We start from the raw sequence: 19900 nt of genomic DNA, 5'->3' as shown, positions 1-19900 counted from the left end.
GTAGCAGATGAGCATGCGGCGCACCGTGAAGGCCCGCAGGGCGCTGGTCACTGTGGCTGTCACAGCGGGCCTGGCACTCACCGTCGCGGGCTGTGGAGGCGACGGCGGCGGCCAGGGCAAGGGGACCGCGTCTCCCCCCGCGGCCGGTGCGAAGGGGAACGGGAACACGGCCCAGCCGTCCCCGAGCGCGTCGGCCGGCAAGACCCTCGCGCAGGTCAAGGGCGGCGCCGACATCACCCTGACCATCACCTCGGCCGTCCGCGACACCGGCGGCTTCCTCACCGTCAGCGGAACGGTGAGGAACGGCGGCGGCAAGTACTGGATCGAGCCCAGCTGGGCGGGGGACGAGAAGGAACTGGCCGCCAACTCCACATCGATGGCCGGTGCCGCCCTGGTCGACCAGACGGGCAAGAAGAAGTACCTCATTCTGCGCGACACCGACGGACGGTGCCTCTGCACGAAGTTCAGCGGCGGGATCCAGGCCGACGAGGAGAAGCCGTTCTACGCCCAGTTCCCCGCCCCGCCCGCCAGCACCAGGTCCGTGGAGTTCCAGATCGGCGACATGCCCCCCGCCACCATCGACATCTCCGACGGGCAGTGACCCATGAGACGACCCCGCCGCCCCGCGGCCACCCTCGCCGTCACTCTTCTGCTCACCGGGCTGTCCGTCACCGGGGCGCAGGCCGCCGACCCCACCCCCAGCGCGCCCCCGGACAGTACGACGTCCTCGCCGCCGCCCACGATCGATCCGGCCGCCCCCGGGCTGCGGCTCGGTGACGGGGCGACACTCGCCGCCCCGCACGTCCTGGACATCAAGTCCGTCGTCGAGGATCTCGGCGGAGAGGAGCGCCGCGAGGACACCAATGCCGACGTGACCTTCGCGCTCCAGGCCGAAGTCCTCTTCGCCAAGGACAGCCCCAAGCTCAACCCCGAGGCCAGGGCGCGTATCAAGGCCATCGCCGACGAAGCACTCGCCCAGCACGCCACCAAGGTCCGGGTCTTCGGGTTCACCGACAACCTCGGGTCGTACGAGCACGGCAAGGTCCTCTCCAAGCGGCGCGCCGACGCGGTGCAGCAGCAGCTGGCCACGTCGCTCGGCTCCGATGTCACCTTCGACATCCGCGGCTACAGCGAGGACTATCCGATCGCCTCGAACGCCACCGAGGAGGGCCGGACGAAGAACCGCCGCGTCGAGATCTCCTTCCCGCGCGGCGAGAAGCCCGGGTCCGGGACCACCTCGTAGCCCGCCGCCGGACGCCCGGCGGCGCGGCCGGGCCGGGCAGGTCCCCGCTTCGTATACCCCGGCGTCCATCATGGACCGGTGATCAGTGTCCTCTTCGCCGTGCTCACCGCGCTCAGTAACGGCGCCGCATCCGTGTTCCAGCGCCGCGCCGCCGCGAAGGTGCCCGACGACGAGGCGATGCACGTGTCCCTCTTCGGGTATCTGATCCGGCAGCGGGTGTGGCTCGCCGGGGTCGGCCTGGTGATCGTCGCGGCCGTCTGCCAGGCCGTCGCGCTGGCCACCGGGCCGATCGCCGTGGTGCAGCCGATCTTCGTCATCGAGCTGCCCGCGACCCTGCTGCTCGCCGGTCACCTCCTGCACGTACGGCTGCCCCGCACGGTCTGGTTCGGCGTGGCCGCGGTCACCCTGGGGCTCGCGCTCGGGATGGCCACCGCGGCGCCGGGCGGCGGTGGCGAGACCGTGAGCGGCCTGCGGTGGATCCCGGCCCTGGTCCTCACCGGGATCTTCGAGGTGGTCCTCATCGGCGCGGCCCTCAAGACCCGCGGCAACCCACGCGGCGCCCTCCTCGGCCTGGCCGCAGCCTGCGGCTACGCGCTGACCGCCGCGCTCATGAAGGACGCCATGGCACGGCTCAGCGACGCGGACGGGTGGGTGGAGCTGCTGAAGGCGTGGCAGCTCTACGGCACGGCGGCCGCCGGTGTGGGCGCGCTCTTCCTGCTGCAGAACGCCCTCCAGGCGGGCACCCTGGTCGCGGTCCAGCCGATGCTCACGCTCGGGGACGCGCTCATCAGCATCCTGTACGGCGTGACCCTGTTCGGCGAGACCCTGCGCACCGGCTGGTGGCTGGTGCCGGAGCTGGCCGCACTCGCCCTGGTCGCCCTCGGCTGTGTGGAGCTGGCCCGCTCCCCGCTGGCGTCCGGCAACACCGGCTCGCCGTCCAGGGTGAAGTGAACGGCGGGCCGGGGCGCTGTCAGGCCGTGCACTCCACCCGGACCGAGGACACCGCATGGTGGGCGTTGTCCCGGGACGAGCTGCTCCAGTCGTCCCCGCGGTCGTGGAGTTTGACGGTCAGCAGGCCCTTGGAGATCTTGTACGTGGAGGCGCCGACCCACTGCCCCCGGTGGCTCACCTGGGTGATCCGGAAGCTGCCCAGCTGGGTGTCGTTTCCCGTCGTCCCGTCGTGGACCGTGTAGTACGAGGGCTGCCCGCCGACATGGCGGACCACGCCGTCGTCCGGGATGTAGACGCTGACCTTGCAGCTCCCCGATGTCACCTTCCCGGTGTGGAAGACCCAGATGACGCTGTTGTCGGAATCCTTGGAGCTGCTCCCGGACATCGGCATCGAACGGTAGCGGCCCGTGCAGCCCCCCGACGCGTACGAGCCGTCGTGGGTGGTCCACCCCTCCTGGTCGTCGGTGTAGGCGCCGCGCTCCTCGTAGGTGACGGAGCTGCTGGAACAGTGCGGGCCGCCGACCGCCGAGAAGAGCATGGCCGAACTGACCTGGGAGCCCTGGGCGGAGGTGCCGCTTCCGCTGCCACCGCTGCTGCCGGAGCCGGAGCCGGACGTCTTGCCGTCGCTGCCCTTCTCCGACGTGGTGTCCTTGCTGTCGCTCCGCTGACCGTCCTTCTTGCCGTCGGCGGGCTTCCCGCCGGGCCCGCTCACACTGTCCGCGGACGCGGCCTCCGTGATCGGGGGCGCGCCCAGACCGCCTGTGGAGCCGGAGCGCTTCGAACCCCCCGGCACGACGGGCCCCTTGGTGGCATCGGCGCCCGGGACGTATCCGTCGGCGCCCTGCCCCGGGTCGGTGTAACCGGCAGCGGAGTTACGGGAGTTGTGCTTCGGGCCGTCGCCGCCCGTGGCCGAGGCGACGACGAAGGGGAGCGACAGCAGGACGACGCCGCCGATGGCGGCAGCGGCGACCATCGGCCGGGACACCTTGCCGGGAGCCCCGGGTCCGCCGCCGTTCACGCCGTTGCCCTCGGGTCCGTCGCCCGCGCTGTCACCGGCGGCGGCCGCGGTGCCGGACGAGCCGGGTGCGGCCTCGGTGGCCGATGACGTACGGGTACGGGTGAGGCCCGCCAGCGCGGCGACCAGCGCGGGGCGCTTGCGCGGTGCGGCGGTGGAGGCCGTGGCGGTCCGGCCCGAGTCGGCCTGGGAGGCTGCGGTGCCTGCGGTGCCTGTTGCGTCCGCTGCGGATTCCGTGGCCGGTGGCGCCGCCGCAGGCTGCTCCCCGGCGGGCTTTGCCGCCGGTGTCTTCGTGGCCGGCTCCACCGCGGTGGTCCCGCCCGCGCCTATCACCCCGCTGACGGCCGACGACGTGACGCGGCGCGGTGCGCCCGAGCCGGACTCCGTGACGGGCGGCTCCGCCGCGCCCTGCACCGCGCCGTCGGCCGGATCCTGCTCCGCCGCGTCGCCGGCCGGCTCCTGCAGGGCCTCCGCGGCCTCCTCCGACGTCTCCGCAGCAGCGGACACCTCGCTGCCCGACTCGGGTTCCGTGCTCGCCATGGCCGCCTCGCCTCTCCTGCTGTCGTGCTGCTGTCGACTCTCGTACTGCGGGTGTATCCGGGGTGTATCCGGGTGGATCCGTGCTTCCGTGTGTATCGCGGTCCGCGCGTCGTGCGCCGTCGCGTCAGTCGTCCGTGCCGGACAGCACGGAGATGATGTCCGTGGACAGTGTCACGGGCGGGCCGTCGTCCTCGAACACGCCCCCCTGGTACCAGAGGTCCAGCAGCGCCAACTGGTCCTGGATGTCCCGGTCGCGCCGGGCCAGGGCCTCCCGCAGTTCCTGGGGGAGGGGCGCTCCCGCCCGCTGGGTGAGCTCCACGGTGAGGAGCAGTTCGGCCTGGCGTGCCGCCTCAGCGCGCGGGTCGAAGGCCGGGGGCATCCGGCCGGCTTCGCCGTGCGTGTTGTCGTGCCAGTGCTCCACCAGCTCGCGCAGACGCTGGTCGGGGAAGACGTCCAGGCCCAGATGCGCGACCGTGGACCAGTGCATGAAGGAGCGGAACCGCTCCTGCGCGTGGGCGGATTCGCTGCCGGGCAGTTCGTCGGCGATGGCGTGGAACCGTGTGCGGTCGCGGGCGAGGCGAAGGTCTTCCTGTCGGGTGAGTTCTCTGTCGCGGTACGTCTGCCCCAGGGCCTCGGGCGACAGGGGCTGCTGCCAGAAGGACTTGTCCTCACCCAGCTTGCTGACCTCCCCCGGGCGTACGCGGAGGGTGGTGGCCAGCCGTTCCAGATAGTTCGGGTGGACGCCCAGGTCATGGGCGTGCTCCGCCGTCTCACGCGGCACGGTCGGCAGTGGGCTGGTACGCGAGTTGTTGAGCAGGTGCCGGGCCCCGGCCAGGTCCATGGCGACCACGTCGGACAGCAGGCCCTGCCGGGAGTGCAGATACGACCCGAAGCGCCACCACTCGGATATCGGCGAACCGATTTCCGTCATCCGCCGGACGAACGCGCCGGTGGCCCCGGCCTCCAGACGGGCGGCCAGCCGGCCGAGTGCGTCGAGCGCCGGGCGGAGCGGGGCGGAACCCCGCAGGACGAGCTCGATACTGGTGAGATCGGCGGGAGCCAGCCCGAGGGCGTCGGCCGCCGCTGCCCTGCGGCCGGTCAGCAGGTCCGCGCCCGCGCCACCCGCATGGATGGCCGCGTCCGGCGGCGGTACGGACAGCTGCCGACTTCTGTGCTGGGTCAACAACGCCTGTACGCCCGGCTCTTCGAGCATTCCGGCCGGAGTGTTGCGGTGCAGCGACACCGTGACGTCCGACGTCCAGACCGGGTCCTGCTCGTGGTGCGGCTGCCCCTGCGGGCCCTGCCAGCCGGCCGGTGTCTGCGGCACCGGAGGCAGCACGGTGGCGACACCGGCAAGGAGGTTGTCCAGAGCCGACGGCTGAGTGGTGTCGACCGTCATCAGGTCCGCCAGGAGGTCCATGTCCGTGTTGTCCATCATGATCTGGAACAGCGCCGAGCGCCGCGAGAGCGCCACCGCCGGGTCGTCCACCGGCGACAGCTCGACGTCGAAGGTGGCCCAGCTCAGTTCGCGGCGCCGGTACGGGTCGGGCCGGTTGAACGCGGCGGCCAGCTGTTCGCGCACCGCAGGCAGCTGCCGGTCGACGAGCCGGCGGCGCATCTCCGCGTCCAGCGAGGGATGTGTCAGGACCCGGGTGACGCGCATCCCCAGCGTGCCGTCCCGGTGGATCACCCGCTGGGCGTGGAACAGGGCCTGCCCGCCGCCCGGTTGAGGCAGGGAGAAGGGTACGGGAGGGGTGACAGCGAACACCTCGGAGAGGCTCGGCCGCAGCGGCGGCTGGTACGAGGAGGGCCGGACCCAGAGCTGCTCGCCGTCGCGGACGTGTCCGTGCATGCGTACGTCGCCGGACACGCCCTCCCAGACGTAGCCGCCCTCCGGGACCTCCACCCAGGAGCCGGAGGCGCGCGCGTTGCGGTGGGCCACGACGATCGCTCCCCAGAGGTGGTGCGTCGGCCAGGAGGAGGGGAAGAGCAGATGGCCGACGGACGTCGAGCCGTCGGCGCCGAGCAGGGGCCCGTTCTCCCGGTCGCCGAGCTGCGGGGCGCCCTTCGGGTCCATGAACCAGACCGTGGCCCACCGGGTGCCGTTCTGGTGCGCCTCCCACAGCGGGTGGATCACGACGCCCTGTTCGTACTGTGGGCCGCCGGGCCCGGGAGGACCGGGCATCGCATAGTGCACGCCGGTCCTGTCGCGCGTGGAGCCGTACGTGAGGAAGTGCAGCGTGCTCTCACCGATCGCGGCGTCGTCGGTGAATCCGGGCGGCGCTTCGAGATACCTGAACGCGGCGGGCAGTCCGGGAAGGACCGGCTGTTCGAGGTGGAGGGGTGTCTCCAGATCGGTCTGGTCGGGGTGGGGCGCGAAGTCGGTGATGGTGCCAGTGCCGTCGACGGTGCCCTTGATCCGCACACCCTGGTAGTCACCGGTGAAGTGGTAGTTCCCCGGCTCGATTCCGCGGGCACGCGTGGTGGGCACGAGACGGCCGGCGGCCTGCTCGTGAAGATAGACCTGCCGGACGGCGTACAGCGCCTCTTCGAGGGTCCAGTGGTCAGGGAACACCGTGCGCACACTGCCGTCGGGGTTGGTGCCCGCCCGGTAGGTGCCGTTGGGATTGCGTGAGCCGGTGGTGGCCACCGGGCGGGGCCGGTCGGCGGCGCCGTGCGGGGCGAGCAGCCCGACGGCTCCGGTGCGCGGGTTGCCGCGCAGGACGCGCTCCCGTACGTCGAGCGGGATATGGACGGTGGCCCGCGGCGCGTCCCGGAGCGCCGCTCCGATCGAGGTGCCCAGCACCATGAGGTCGCGGGGCATGATCCGCAGATACGGTGACGTGGCGGACGGAAGAGGGAAGTTGTTGTCGGACGTGATCCGGCCGAAGAGCGGGTCGGCGTAGTTGCCGCCCATCAGCGCGTGCTCGTCGTAGACCGGCCAGGGCCTGTGCCCCGGCAGGGGATCCCGGTAGTAGTCCCACAGGCCCATGAGGTGTCCGATCTCGTGGGGCGGCATGTGCGACTGGGAATCGAGGGTGTCCATGGAGAGGTGCCAGTTCGCGCTGTGGCTGCGGCCGTTGCCGTCGTGGTCGAGGTCCAGCGCGATGGTGTGGTGGGCCCGGTCCGGGTCGTCGGTGAACTCGGCCGTCACCCGCAGCAGATCACCGTTCGGCAGCCGGTGGTCCGGGTCGTTGTAGTACTTCTTGATGCCGCGGGTCGCCATGTCCTTGGTGGCCTGGAGGAGTTCGGCGGTGACACCGTCCTTGGCGACCAGATGGATGCGTACGGTGATCTCGGTCTGGGCGGTACCGTTCGGCAGCTCGGTACGGCGGGCGCTGAACTGGCGTTGCCAGCCGGGTCCCGTGTGGCCCGCGCTGGTCAGGTACGCGCTCGACGGCCGGGGGATCTCCACAGGCGGGACCGGGACCTCTACAGGCGGGACCGGGACCTCTGCAGATGGGACCGGGGCCTCCCCTGGCGGGATCTGGATCTCCGTCTGCGGGGCCGGGCTCTGCGGGAGGACGGCGGGCGGGGACTGGTGGGGCGGCTGCGGTGCCGCGGGCGGCGTCACGGCCGGGCCGTCGTTCCGGGACACGCCTCCCACGTACCGCGCGTCCAGCTGCTTCAGCCGGGCCTTGATGCGCGCGTCATGGCTTTCCAGGGCCTCTTCCCGGTCCGGGTCCAGGAGCGGCGCCGACGTGTCGGCCAGATGGAGCAGCTCGGCATACCGCTCCCGCTCCTCGAACGGGTCGTAGTCCTCGGGCACCTGGCCGGTGCCGTCATTCGTCTCCACCCGCCAGTGCTCCACCAGCTCGCGCAGACGCTGGTCGGTGAAGAGGTGCAGCCCCTCGCCCGCGACCTCGGACCAGTGCATGAAGGAGCGGTATCGCGCGTCGGCGAGGTCGGGGTCGCTGCCCAGCAGTTCGTCGGCGACCGCGTCGAACCTGGCCCGGCCGCGGGCGAAGCGGGCATCCTCCAGCGTCTGGTGGTTGTCGATCCAGTAGGTGCGCGCCAGGGCCTCGGGCGAGTGGGGCTGCTGCCGGAAGGTCTCGTACGTACCCAGGCCGGTGACGTCCTCCGGCGCCAGGTGGAGGGCGTCGGCCAACCGCTGCAGATAGTTCGGGTGCATGCCAAGCGTCGAGGCCAGGAACCGGGTGTCGTCCGGGACACGCGGCAGCGGTTCGGCGCGCGAGTCCTCGTACAGCTTCCTGGCCCTGGCCGGATCCATGACGGCCACCTTGGACATCGTCTGCCCCTTGGTGTGCAGATACGACGAGAAGTGCCACCACTCGGAGAGCGGCACACCGATACCGGTCATCTGCTTCACGAGCTCGCGCGTGGAGTTCCCGACGCCCATCCGGGCGGCCAGCTGCCTGAGCGAGGTGAGGGCCGTGCGGAGGGGGACGGTCCCCCGCAGGGCGGCCTGGACGCTGGTGAGGTCGGCGGGCCGCAGCCCGAGTGCCCGGGCCGCTGCGGCCGTGCGGTGGGGGCTGATGCCCGTGTCCGGGCCGGTGTTCGTGAGCGGGCCCGGCGTGTGCCGGCCCCGGTGCTGGGCCAGCAGCTCCCGTACGCCTGGCTCGTCGAGTATTCCGGCCGGGGTGTTGCGGTGCACCGAAGTCGTCACGTCCGACTCCCAGGCCGCCTTGAGGACGGGGTTCTGTGCGGCGTCACCGGCCTGCTGGCCCTGCCAGTCGGCCGGCCGGTCCGACAGCGGCGGCAGCAGGTCCGTGATGCCGTGCAGGAAGGCGTCCATGGCGGCTCCGTCGGCCGAGTCGACCGTCATCAGCTCCGGCAGGAGGGGGCTCAGGTCCTCGTCGGACTGGGCGAGCTTGACCAGTTCGGAGCCTTCTCCGAGTTCCATCGCCGGATCGTCGGTCGGTGACAGCTCGATGTCGAAGGTGACCAGGCCCAGTTCACGGCGTCCGGTGGGGGAGAGCTGATCGAATCCGTTGGCCAACTGCTCACGTACGCCCGGCAGCAGGGTGTCGCGCAGGTGGTCGCGGAACTCGTCGGCCAGCGGGGGATGCGGCAGGACGCGGGTGATGTGCAGCCCCAGGGTGCTGTCCTCGTGGATCACCCGCTGGACGCGGAACGGCGCCGGAGCGCCGTCCGGTGTGGTCAGGGAGATGTGCACGGGAGCGGTGACCGCGAGCACGTCGGTGGACGTGGGGGAGAGCAGCGGTTGGTGCGTCGAGGGCCGGACCCACAGGTGTTCGCCGTCGCGGACGTGCCCGTGCATCCGTACGCCGTTGTGCACGCCCTCCCAGACATAGCCGCCCTCCGGGACATCCACCCATGAACCGGTGGCGCGTGCGGCGCGGTGGGCTCCGGTCACCGCCTCCCGGAGATCGGACGGCGACCAGTGGTAGGGGAAGAGGAGCTGACCGGTGCCCGTCACGCCGTCGTCGGTGAACACGGTCCCGTTCTCCCGGTCGCCGTGCTGCCATTCGAGCGGCGGCGGGGCGCCGTTGGCTGCGGCCTGCGCCGTCCGCCCCCGCAGATTCGGGTCCCTGAACAGGACCGTGGCCCACTGGGTGCCGTTCGGGTGGGCGGGCCACAGCGGTTCGATGAAGACGCCGTGTCTGCCCTGCGCGAGGGTCCCGGCGTCATCCGGCAGCGTGTAGTGGACGCCGGTTCTGGCGGAGGCGGAGCCGAATGTCAGGAAGCGCAGTACGGCGTCCCCGTACGCTGGTTCGTCGGACGGGCCGCGCGGCGGTGGCGGCTCCAGGTGGGTGGGCGGCCGCAGGCCGCTCTGGTCGGGGTGGGGCGCGAAGTCGGTGATGGTGCCGGTGGCGTCGGCGGTGCCGGTGATGCGTACGCCCTGGTAGACGCCGTCGAATGTCCTGCGCCCGGAGCGCACGGGGCGTCCGTGGCGTTCGGACCGTACGGTGTCGGCGGTGAGGCTGCCGGTCCTGATGTGGTCGAGGTAGACCTGGCGGACGGCGTGCAGGACTTCGTCGGGGCTCCAGTGGTCGGGGAACATGGTCTGCTCGCTGCCGTCCGGGCGTCTGCCCGCCCGGTAGGTGCCGTTGGGGTGCAGCGGCCCGGTGGCTTCGGGGCGGAGACGCCCGGAGGGGCCGCGGGGGGCGAGCAGACCGGTGGCGCCGGTGCGCGGGTTGCCGCGCAGGACCCGCTCCCGTACGTCGAGCGGGATGTGCGCCCTGGTCCCGGCGTGCGGGGCCTCTCCCACGCCGGGGGTGTGCGCCCAGGCGTGGTCGATCGCGGTGGAGAGCAGCAGCAGGTCACGGGGCATGATCCGCAGTGACGGAGAGAGGCGCCCGGCGCCGGCCGGGTGATCCATGCTGAACTGCACGAGACCCGCGTCGTCCATGCCGAAGCCGGACATCAGCGAGTGGTCGTCGTGCACCGGCCGGAGCGGCACGTCCTCCCTCGACTCGCGGTACTGGTCCTGGAAGCCCAGGAGGTGGCCGGTCTCGTGCGCGATGACGTACGACTTGTCGACGGCGTTCTCGCCGCTCTCCGTGACGTACCAGGTGGCGCTGTCGTCCCGGCCGTCCCTGTCCGGGTCGGGGTGCAGCTCCACCGTGTGGTGCGCCTGTGCGGGATCACCGACGAACTCCACCCTCACCCGCAGCAGATCCCCGTTGGGGAGACGGTGCTCCGGGGCGTTGAAGTACGTGTCGATGCCGCGCTCCGCCATGTCCTTGGCGTGCGTGACGTGGTCCTCGGTGGCGCCCGGCTGGAGATCCAGATGGATGCGCACGGTGAGGTCGGAGCGCACACTGCCGTCGCTGAGCAGGACGCGTTCCACCGCGAACCCGCGCTCCGCTACGGAAGCGGCGGCCCCGCCCATGGCCATGGTCAGGTCACTGGGGGGCTGGATCTCGGCCGTGCCCAGCGAACGGACCTCGGTGGCCGGCTGGGGGCGCGGAGCCGGGGGGAGTTCGGCGACCGAGTAGTCGGCGGTGGGCGTGGGAGCGGGCGTGGTGGGCGTGGGAGTGGTGGGCGCGGGGACGGGGCTCTGCGGGCGGGCCGGTGCGGGGGGCCCCTGCGCGCTGGTGTGCCGCGTCGTCGGCAGAGGCGCGTTCGGCGAATGGCCCGGGATGCCGGACGACTGGGTGCGCGGACGGGGGGCGGCCGGCTCCGTCGTGCCGTCGAAGTGCGAGCCGTTGCGCCGGAGGTGTACGGAGAACGGCGCACCGCTCCCCGGCGGCGGCCGGAACCGGTCCGTCCCGCCGGGGCCTCCGCCGGGGCCTCCGCCGGGATTCCCGCCGGACGGCGCGGTGTGCACGGTGATGTCCACCCCGAAGGTCCCGGCCAGCAGTGGCAGGAAGCTCGTCGACCAGCGGGAGTCCCCGCTGTGCTCCCAGGCGGCGACGGCCGACGTGACCTCCTTGAACAGGAGGTTCTGGGCCCGGTGCGCGGCGCGCGGGTTGCCCCGGGTGAACTCCGGGAGGAGACCGGGGAGCAGTTCGGCGAGCCCCTGGGGGCCCAGGTCCCGCACATGGGCGTGCACGGCCTCCTTCATGCCGAGCACCAGGGTGTGCAGATCCTGGTGGTGCTCGACGCCGGACGCGGCGGACGCGGCGGCGCGCAGCCGGCCGGGTGAGCCGACCAGGTCCCGCAGCCTCGGCCCGATGTGGGGGAGCTTCGGGCTGACCGCAGCGGGGGCGCTGACCAGCAGCGAAGCGAGCTGCGCATAGCCGTCCTGCGGCACCTTGAGCACCGGGCGGGACGTACCGGGCTCGGGCCCGAGGTCGGACCCCTCGTCGGACCCGTCTTCGGAGCCGTCGTCGGACACGGAGCCGTCGTCGGAAACAGACACGGTGTCGGAAACAGACATGGTGTCGGCGTCGTCGTCGGACGGCGGATCCTGCGGCGGCCTCAGATCCCTGGCCCGGTCCACATGCCGGTAGTGGCCGTCCTTCAGCAGCAGTTCGACCCCGTCGGCGCCCTCGCCGCCCGTGGCCTCGCTCCCGTCGGGCATGAACGTATGGCGCCTGCCGTCCACCAGCACCGTCACCGGCACACCGAACAGCCGGGCGGCCAGCGGCGGGTAGAGGTCACCGGCGCTGTACTCGGCCGCGGTCTTCTCGTCGGCGGGCCGCTCCGTCTGCGATGCGGCGAGCGCGGTCCGCTGCTCCGGGGGCAGTACCGCACGATGGTGTTCGCTCGGAACACCCGCCGAGTGCGGGATCCACTTGCCCTCCCTGTACTCCCGGCTCCGGGCGTCCGTGCCGTCCACCAGGCTCCCCAGCCCGGCCGCGCGGACCTCTTCCTCCTCGAAGGTGTCGGTGAGGTCCGGGTGGGTGTAATCGGCCAGCGGGCTGTTCCCGCTCTCGCGGAGGGTCCGGCCGAACAGGGTGCGCAGCTCGCCCGCGACCCCCGACAGGTCGTGGCCGGTGGGTACGGTGATGCCCTGCTGCTCCAGCAGGTCCGGGTCGATCCGGACCAGGTGTTCCGCCAGGGAGTGGAAGAAACCGTTGCCGTCGTGCGCGACCGGGCCGACCGGATGGATCCGCCCGGACGCCAGGTCCTCCAGACCGGTGATCTCCCCCTGCTCGTCCGTGGACTCGGTGTACTCGGCCGGGTGTTCCGGCTTCTCCACGCCGTGGTCGTGCTCCACGGACGCGTCGTAGGGCCGTACGTCGGGCTCCGTCGTGGAGCGCTCGCTCTCCGGGAGCCGGTACCAGTCGTTGAGGGCGTCGGCTGCCGACCGCAGCGCGTGGTACTGCTCGCCCGCGGCCTTCAGCTTCCGCTCCAGCGCGTCCAGCTCGGGCCTGACCGTCTCCCGTACCGACTCCAGCTCGGCCCGTGCCGCGCGCAGCGCCTGTTCCGCCGTCTGCCGTGCCTCGGGAGTGGCCGCCGAGTTCCGCCGGTGCTGCGCGTCCCGCACCGCGAACGCCAGGTCGGTCAGCGGGCGGTACGCGTTCCAGTACGCGTCGTGGTTCGCCTTCCACGCGTTCCACCCCTTGGCCGTGTCGTCCCACTGCCTGGACAGCTTCGGGGGGTGGTTCTGCGGGGTGATGAGCCCCAGGCCGCGGGCCACGTCCTCGCGGATCCAGGCGAGCACCTCGGTGTCCGTCTCACCGGCCTGGACGCCCGGCGGGTCGTAGCCGTTCCAGGTCGTACCGCGGGTCACCAGCCGGCCGAGCGAGCTGTCCTTGACATGGCGGTGCACCCCGGCGACGGCCAGCCACTTCGTGGGTACGGAGAAGAGGAACGCCCGACCGGTGTTCGGCTTCATATTGATCTTGGCGGCGGTCGCCTCGTTGAACTTGAACTCCTCCGACGAGCCGACGCCTGGTGCGATGAGCGGGGTGACCTGATAGGTCGTCTTGTACGAGTCGGCCCCGATGGCGTCACCGCCCAGCCCGCTGTTCTCGCTGCCGGACCGCCCCTCGGCCACATCGAAACTCTCGCCCGTGCCGGTGCCGTACTCCATCCGTACGTCCGCCGTCGCCAGGAGCTCGGCCCCCGACAGGTCGAAGGCCGGATGGAGCTGGAGGGTGCCGGTGGCACCGCCGAAGAACGTGGTCTCGGTCAGGCCGAGCGGCCGGTAGCCCTGGTCGCCCAGCGCGGAGCCGTCGATGAGTGAACCGGTCAGGGAGAGCTCGTTGGTGCCGGCCGTCAGCGTGTCGCCGCTGCCCTTGCCCGGGGAGAGCAGGCTGATGTTCGCGGCCTTGGTACGGGCCTCGGTCAGCCCGTCACCGGTGAGCTGCCCCTGGGTCTCGGGACCCTTGCCCGCGTGACCGCCGTTCAGGCTCACGTTCCCGGCCTTCGCCAGGGTGATGTGGGCCAGATCCCCGACGTTCGCCGAGCTCAGCACGCGGGTGAAGTGCACCCCGTTGCCGGGGACCAGCTGGGCCGGGCGGTTGCTGCCGGACCGGTGATCCGTGAGACGTGTACGGACCCAGTCCGGCGTCGTGGTGCTCGAAGGCCACACGTGCACGGCGGCGGGCGGCGGTGTGTGGACATCACCCTCGCGCTCCCCGCCCGGCCTGAGCAGCGCCAGCGGCTCCTGGCTCTTTGCGCTGCCCGCGGGCCAGGTCTGTTCCAGTACGACCGCGCCCTTCTTGTCCAGGACAGTGACCACGACGTCGTACGAGGTCGAGACGGTGGCGATGGGGCCGGGGATGACCGTCGTCTGCGACACCGTGTCCGCGTCGGAGCCGGTCTGGCCGCCGTTCTTCCCCCCTGAGCCACCGGTGTTTCCCACCGGGCCGCCCAGCGAACCGTTCGGCCCGGTGACGCGTTCCGCGGCGTTCGCGGAGATGCCGCGGGAGCGGGTCACGGCCCGCGACGCGCTGGTGTTCGTGGTGACGGACTGGCCGCTCTCCACATCGCCGAAGCCGAAGTCCTCGACCGTGCGCCTGCCGGGGACCTGCTTCACCGTGACCCGGTATTCCTTGCCCCCGAGCGGGAGGCTGTCGGTGAAACCGCGCCAGGGTGCGCGGCCCCGGTACTGCTGCGGAATGCCCGACTCGATCATGGCCTGCCCGTGCCGCTCCGACAGCAGGGTCCTGACCGACTCCAGGCTGTTGCGGGTGAACCGCAGACCGCGCAGGGTCCGCATCAACTGCGCCCGGTTCAGGTGGTCCTGGCTGGGGGCGGACACCGGGACGACCCCGAGCGGGCTCTCCTTGAACCACGCGTGGTGCGACCAGGTCCCGGCCCCTTCGGCGAGAGCGGCCACCTTCGGGATGCCGGTGTCGAACAGATTCAGCGCGTGAGCCGCCTGTTCCGAGACCAGCCCGCGCCAGGCGTTCGCCTTGTTGACCAGCTGCCCGGTCCACGCGGGGAGCTTCGAGCGGAACGGGGTGAGGACACCGAGCTTGTCGCCCGACATCTCGAAGCGGTACTCCGCGTCCGCCGTGACCGGGACCCAACGGCCGTTCTCCGGTACGACGTTGACGGACCGGCTGGTGGTGCGGCCGCCGCCCTTCGAAGTCATGCTGGAGCGCTGGTACGGGGTGAATCCGAAGCCGTAGCGCGTCGTGGTGGGCACCGGTGTGTCCTGTGCGGGGAAGTGCCCCGCCGTCAGGTCGAACGACAGCACCCAGCCCTTGCCGTCGCCGCCGGACACCGCGAGGTCCAGGCTCTTGTTCTGCTCCGGCTTGAGGTCGACGGGACCGCTCACGGCGGTCGGGTTCCCGCGCCGCCCGACGAGACGTATGCCGCCCGTCGCGCCGTACAGGAAACCGGGGGCGCGCAGGTCGTCGAGGTGTTTGCCCATCGGGGAGAACACCTGGTCGGCGTCGGAGGTCAGCGCCGTCGAGCCGAAGGCGTTCCTCATCCGCTGGTGCTGGCTGGTCCCCGGGGTCGTCAGCGACCACTCACCGCGGGTCGCCCGGTCCGCGACCAGGGGGCCCGCCGCCAGGATGTGCTCGTCCGTCGGCACGAAGAGGGTGACGACCGGGATGTTCCTGAGCGAGTCGCCGCGCTGCCACTCCGACGGCGCCCACAGGTCATCGGCCAGGTCATCGGTGCCGGTCAGCGGCTCCGATGTGGTCGGGCGCCCGGAGGCGTACGGATTGACCGCGCCCTCCGCGTGCGGGTCGAGCTTCGGCATGTGCTGCTCCGAGAGATGGAGCTGCACACTGAATTCGCCGAGAGTGGCGCCGGGGCCGCCCACGGTGGCCGGTTCGTGGATCTTGCGGCCCGCCCGGCCGAGCGTGACGGCCTGGAACGGGGCGTGCCACTGGTGCGCGCCCACCAGTTCGGCCCTGAAACGGCCGGTCGCCCGGAAGGAGTGCACCCCGGCCGGGGTGGCCGTGGCGTCCTCACGGCCCGCCGTCGACAGGGTGCCGTTGCTCCGGTTGTGCTGACGGGTCGCACCGGCCCTGACCCCCAGCACGCCGATGTGGTCGGGCGTACCGGTACGGAACGTCTCGTCCGAGCGAAGCTCGACGGTGCCGCCCGCCTGGACGCCGAAGGTGCGCGTGGTGCTGTGGGCGTTTCCCACCCGCTCACCGGCGTTGTTGACCTGGCGGGTCATCCCGTCGCGGTCGGTGCCCCGGTACACCGGCCGGTCGAGGTCGGCCTTCAGATTCAGTTCGAAGAAGCGCTGCTTGGTCAGGTTGGTGCCGAACAGCTTGACGGACAGCCCGTCGTGCGCGAGTTCGTTGAGCGTGGTCGCCAGGTTCCGCTCGTCGAACTTGGCCATGATGATGCGGGTGTTCTGCTCCGCCCGCCGGCGCTCGCCGCTGATGGCCTGCGTGAACTTGGTCCAGTGACCGCGCAGATTGGCCCTGTCCGTCCCCGGGCGGGGGGTGACCAGCACCGAATCGCCGTGTGTCGTGCTGATCCAGTCGAGTACCCGGTCGATGAGCACGTTGGGGGAGGCCGGGTTCCTGTCGTGGGCGCCGCCGATGACGAGGTCGGTGGCCCTGGTGTGCGTCAGGTCGTAGTCGCCGTCGCGCCAGTGCGCGGGCAGCGGCGGCTCACTGCCCTCCGGCCGGGTGTGGATGTCGGGGTCCCAGCCCGCCCGCTCGCGCGCCTCGCGCACCGGCAGCCGTACGAGACTCCAGGTGTCGAAGGTCTCCGTACGGCCGTCGAAGGTGACGGGGACCTTCAGCTCCTGGAGGTAGAGGGCCGTCGGACTGCCCTTGACCCGCCCGGTGATCTTGCGGCCCACACTCCCGCCCTGGAGCGTGACCTCGCTGGAGTCGTGGCTGTACTGCAGCGTCAGCCCGAGCTGCATGAAGATGTGCGGGGCGTGCTCGGTCGGGATGGCGAACCGCGAACCGCCGAAGAAGGCCACCACATAACGCCGGTTGTCCTGGACGAGGATCTCGCTCTTCACGGTGATGGCATCCGTGATGCGCATCTCCGCGTCGTCCACGACCTCGATCAGATGGTGCTCACCGGATTGCGCCCTGCCCACCTGGAAGCTGCCGGCCGATGTGCCGTTGCGCCGGCGTACGTCGAGCGGCGGCAGCGGCCCACGGGCCATCTCGTCGGACCTGCCGTGGAAGTGGTCCGTGCTGAAGTAGTCGCTGAGCTGCTTGTGCTTGTACCCGCCCGGCCTGGCGCCGACCCGCTGGACCGCCCAGTCGAAGATGCCCTTCACCGGTCCGAAGCCCTCGGTGCTCGGGGAGCCGAGCGGCGAGCCGGCTGGCGGGGTGAAGTGGTGCGGGACGCGCAGCGCCGTCTCCTTCGGCACGGCGGAGCCCTTGGAGACCCGGGTCGTCATCCCGTTCCTGACGCCCGCACCGAAGGACTCGATGCCCGCGTGCTCGTGGAACTCGACCTGGTAGTAGACGTCCTGCCGGAAAAGCTCGGTGCCGCCCGTCGTACGGGTCTCACGCTGGTACGTACGCTGGTCGTGGCCGCCGACGACATGCTTCTGGTTGTGGCCGGCGCCCCCGCGGAGCTCCACCAGCACCCGGGTGGCGGACGGCAGGGCCCCGGTGGAGAGCGCCACTTGAGCACTGGTGCCCCGGGACGTGCCGGTGTTCGTGCCGGTCTGCTGCTGGAACTGCTGTGAGGTGTCCAGCTTGTGCGGGTCACGGGCGTCGGGGTCGGGCCGGTCCGGGTCGTCGCTCTTCAGGTCGGGGTGGTGGGTCCACACGTCGGCGTACGGGATGGCCTTGACGGTCATCACGGTCCGCTTGGCCCTGGTGAGGCTCACCTTGAGGGAGTGGGGGACGCTGTGCTTGATCACGAAGCGGTGGCCCTCGCCGAGGAACGATCCGGGGTTCCTGGCCAGCGCGTCGTCGATCTGCCCGATCACGGAGGAGTCGGCGCGCTCGCGGCCGAGCCTGCTGCTGAGCCGGCCGTACAGGATGCTGCCGATGCCGGCGCCGTCGGAGGGCTGGTGCAGTTCGGTGCGGCTGTGGCCCGCGGTGGAGCCGGTGGGGAGCGCCTCCCGGGCGCCGGGATTCTTGACGTACTGACTCACGTCGTGCTGCCAGAGGGGCGGGCGCGGGCCGTCCTCCGGGACCTGCTTGGGGCCCTGCGCGGGGGGTGTCAGGGCGGGGTCGTGTGCGGGGGCGTCACCCGGGTTCTGCTGGTGCTGGTCCGACTGCTGGTTGGTCTGCTGGTCCGTCTGCTGGTTGGTCTGCTGGTCCGTCTGCTGGTGCTGGTCCGACTGCTGTGCCTGTGCGGTCTGTTGTTGTCCGGTCTGCTGGTGCTGCTCGGTGGAGACGAGGGCGTCGTGGGGCAGCGGCTCCACCGGGGATGCCGTATCCGTGACGGCCTCGGTGATCTCGTCCGCCGTGTCCGTGTGGGTGACCTGTTCGGTGGTCTGCGTGAGCGACGCGTCGAACGGGCTGGGTACGGGCTCCGCCGATGTCGTCGGACGCGGCAGTGGTTTCAGCTCGATGCTGCTGCTTCCGCCGTTGTCCGGCAGCGGCGGGGACTGGTTCGGGCGGGGCCGCACGGGCGGCACATGGGGCGTGTTGGCCGTCGGTGTCTGCGAGGGCGACGGGTTCGGCGGGGTGGCCGATGCCGGGGTGGCCGGGGGTACGGAGGTGTTCGAAGTGGCCGTGGGCTGCGCGACATTGGGGTGCTGCGTGTCGTTCGTGTGCTGCGCGAGGTTCGTGTGGTCGACGGTCCGGAGCGTCGTGTCCGACGAGGTCGTCGCCACGGGCTTCACCGGTACCACCGGGTCGTGGGAGGTGACCGTGTGACCGCCGTACAGCGACTCCGTGTCGCTGTCGCTGTCGCTGTCACTGAGGCTGTCGCTGTCGCTCAGGTTGAAATAGTCGGGGTCGTCCTCCACATCGAGATGGTCGAGGCCGTCGTCCTGGTTCCTGTCCAGACCCGGATCCAGGTCCAGATTCTTGCCCAGGCCCTTGTCGAACCCGCCGTCGAGCCCCGACAGGTCGAAGTGGTGGGACACGGCGTGCACGACGGGATGGACGAGGTAGACGTGTCCCGCGTGGCTCAGCCCGCCGGTCAGCATGCCCGCGACGAACGTGTCCCACGACGTGGAGAAGCCGTCCTGGTAGATCAGGTTGTAGAAGCCCTCACCGAGGTTCTGGCCGATGGACTCGACGAGCAGCCCACTGCCCACCTCGCCCAGCCGGAAGCGTTTGTTGCCCTGGTATCCCGCGTGCATCAGGGCCTGGGGCATGTCGTCGGCGAGCGCCTTCAGCGCGGTCTTGTCGACCTTGCCGCTCAGTTCCTTGGTGAGTTCCTTGCTGAGCGCTTCCGCTGCACCCTCGGCCGGGCCCGACCAGTGCTCGGTGACGGTCTTGGCCCAGGTCTTCCCGACCTGACGGGCCTCCTCCTTCGTCAGCCCGTTGAAGGGGGATTTGGCGAACTCCTTGCCCATGTTGTTGATGAAGCTCTCGCTCGCCCCCTTGGAGACCTCTTTGCCGCCGACCTTCGTGAAGCCCTTGGTGAGGTTGAGGTCGTGGTCGGCCAGGAGCTTGGCCACGTTCCCCGCCAGGTCGCCCGCGCCCTTGCCCCCGACCTTCTCCAGGGTCTTGAAGGCCGTGTTCAGCTCCTTGGTGAGGATCTTCGACAGGCCCGTGCCGATCTTGTTGCCCAGCCATTTGCCGAGCCCCGGGGCGAGCAGGCTGAGCGGGCCGGTGACCAGGCCCTGGATGGCGCCGAACTTGACCGCGTCCAGCAGCAGCTTGTTGTCGAAGCTGTCCCGGTGGCCCTCGCCCATCTGGACCAGCTGGATGATCCGGTCCATCGCTATGCCCATGCCGACACCGAGCGCGACGTGCTGGGCGATCCGCTTGATCAGCTCCTTGATCAGCGCCTTGAGGAACAGCCGGGTGAAGAGGGTGCGCCAGCTCAACTCCGACATCAGGGCCTCGCCGAGGCCGGGCACCCACGAGAACGCCATGGCGTACATGAACTCGGCCAGCAGCTCGATGAGCTGGGCGAGCATCATCCACTTCGTGTACTCGGCCTGGTTCGCGGTGTCCCGGGCGGCCTTCGCCATGGTCTGGGACTGTTCGGCCGCCGCGTCGAGGAACGAGTCGTCGCCGCCCGCGATGACCTGGCCCAACTGGAGGAAGGCGTTGGCCGCGTCGCCCTCGAAGTTGTTCTGGATGCTCTGGAGCAACAGCACGAGCTGGTCGTCGAGCTGTTTGTAGTCCTCGCCCACGGAGTCGTAGAGATCCGCCGCGTTCCGCAGCTCGTCCTCGTTGGCCTGTGGCCACTTCATGCCGGTGAGGGCATGCATCACCCACTCGACCGCGGGATCGGGGGTCAGCATCCGCGCC

General features: G+C 71.1%; 5 protein-coding genes. 3 read left to right on the top strand and 2 right to left on the bottom strand.

The genetic code is table 11. From position 1 onward, the window contains the following. The first annotated feature begins 7 nt into the window (after window positions 1-7). The 3 genes from OG510_RS12980 (at window position 8) to OG510_RS12970 (ending at window position 2194) form a co-directional block, all read left to right on the top strand. Complete coding sequence (locus tag OG510_RS12980) at window positions 8-601, top strand: hypothetical protein (RefSeq protein ID WP_406136925.1); 594 nt, start codon at window positions 8-10, stop codon at window positions 599-601. Between the two features lie 3 nt (window positions 602-604). Next, the gene (locus tag OG510_RS12975; protein ID WP_406136924.1) at window positions 605-1243 is read left to right on the top strand and encodes an OmpA family protein; all 639 of its coding nucleotides are present in this window, start codon (window positions 605-607) and stop codon (window positions 1241-1243) included. 78 nt (window positions 1244-1321) lie between these two features. Further along, complete coding sequence (locus OG510_RS12970) at window positions 1322-2194, top strand: DMT family transporter (protein ID WP_406136923.1); 873 nt, start codon at window positions 1322-1324, stop codon at window positions 2192-2194. Between the two features lie 19 nt (window positions 2195-2213). On the opposite strand, the gene OG510_RS12965 is transcribed toward OG510_RS12970, so the two are convergent. Further along, window positions 2214-3749 carry a hypothetical protein gene (locus OG510_RS12965; protein ID WP_406136922.1) on the bottom strand — a complete coding sequence of 512 codons (1536 nt, stop codon included), beginning with the start codon at window positions 3747-3749 and terminating at the stop codon, window positions 2214-2216. Between the two features lie 124 nt (window positions 3750-3873). Beyond that, window positions 3874-19893: an EndoU domain-containing protein gene (locus tag OG510_RS12960; protein ID WP_406136921.1), complete on the bottom strand. Its 16020-nt coding sequence runs from the start codon at window positions 19891-19893 to the stop codon at window positions 3874-3876. Between the last annotated feature and the right edge of the window lie 7 nt (window positions 19894-19900).

It is taken from the genome of Streptomyces sp. NBC_01089 (assembly GCF_045162975.1).
GTDB lineage: Bacteria > Actinomycetota > Actinomycetes > Streptomycetales > Streptomycetaceae > Streptomyces.
This window is presented reverse-complemented; position numbering and strand designations above follow the sequence as displayed.

What these genes read in the sequence shown, in the direction of transcription:
- OG510_RS12980 (WP_406136925.1), top strand. Translation starts at nt 8, where the DNA reads ATGAGCATGCGGCGCACCGTGAAGGCCCGCAGGGCGCTGGTCACTGTG.
- OG510_RS12975 (WP_406136924.1), top strand. Translation starts at nt 605, where the DNA reads ATGAGACGACCCCGCCGCCCCGCGGCCACCCTCGCCGTCACTCTTCTG.
- OG510_RS12965 (WP_406136922.1), bottom strand. Translation starts at nt 3,749, where the DNA reads ATGGCGAGCACGGAACCCGAGTCGGGCAGCGAGGTGTCCGCTGCTGCG.
- OG510_RS12960 (WP_406136921.1), bottom strand. Translation starts at nt 19,893, where the DNA reads ATGCTGACCCCCGATCCCGCGGTCGAGTGGGTGATGCATGCCCTCACC.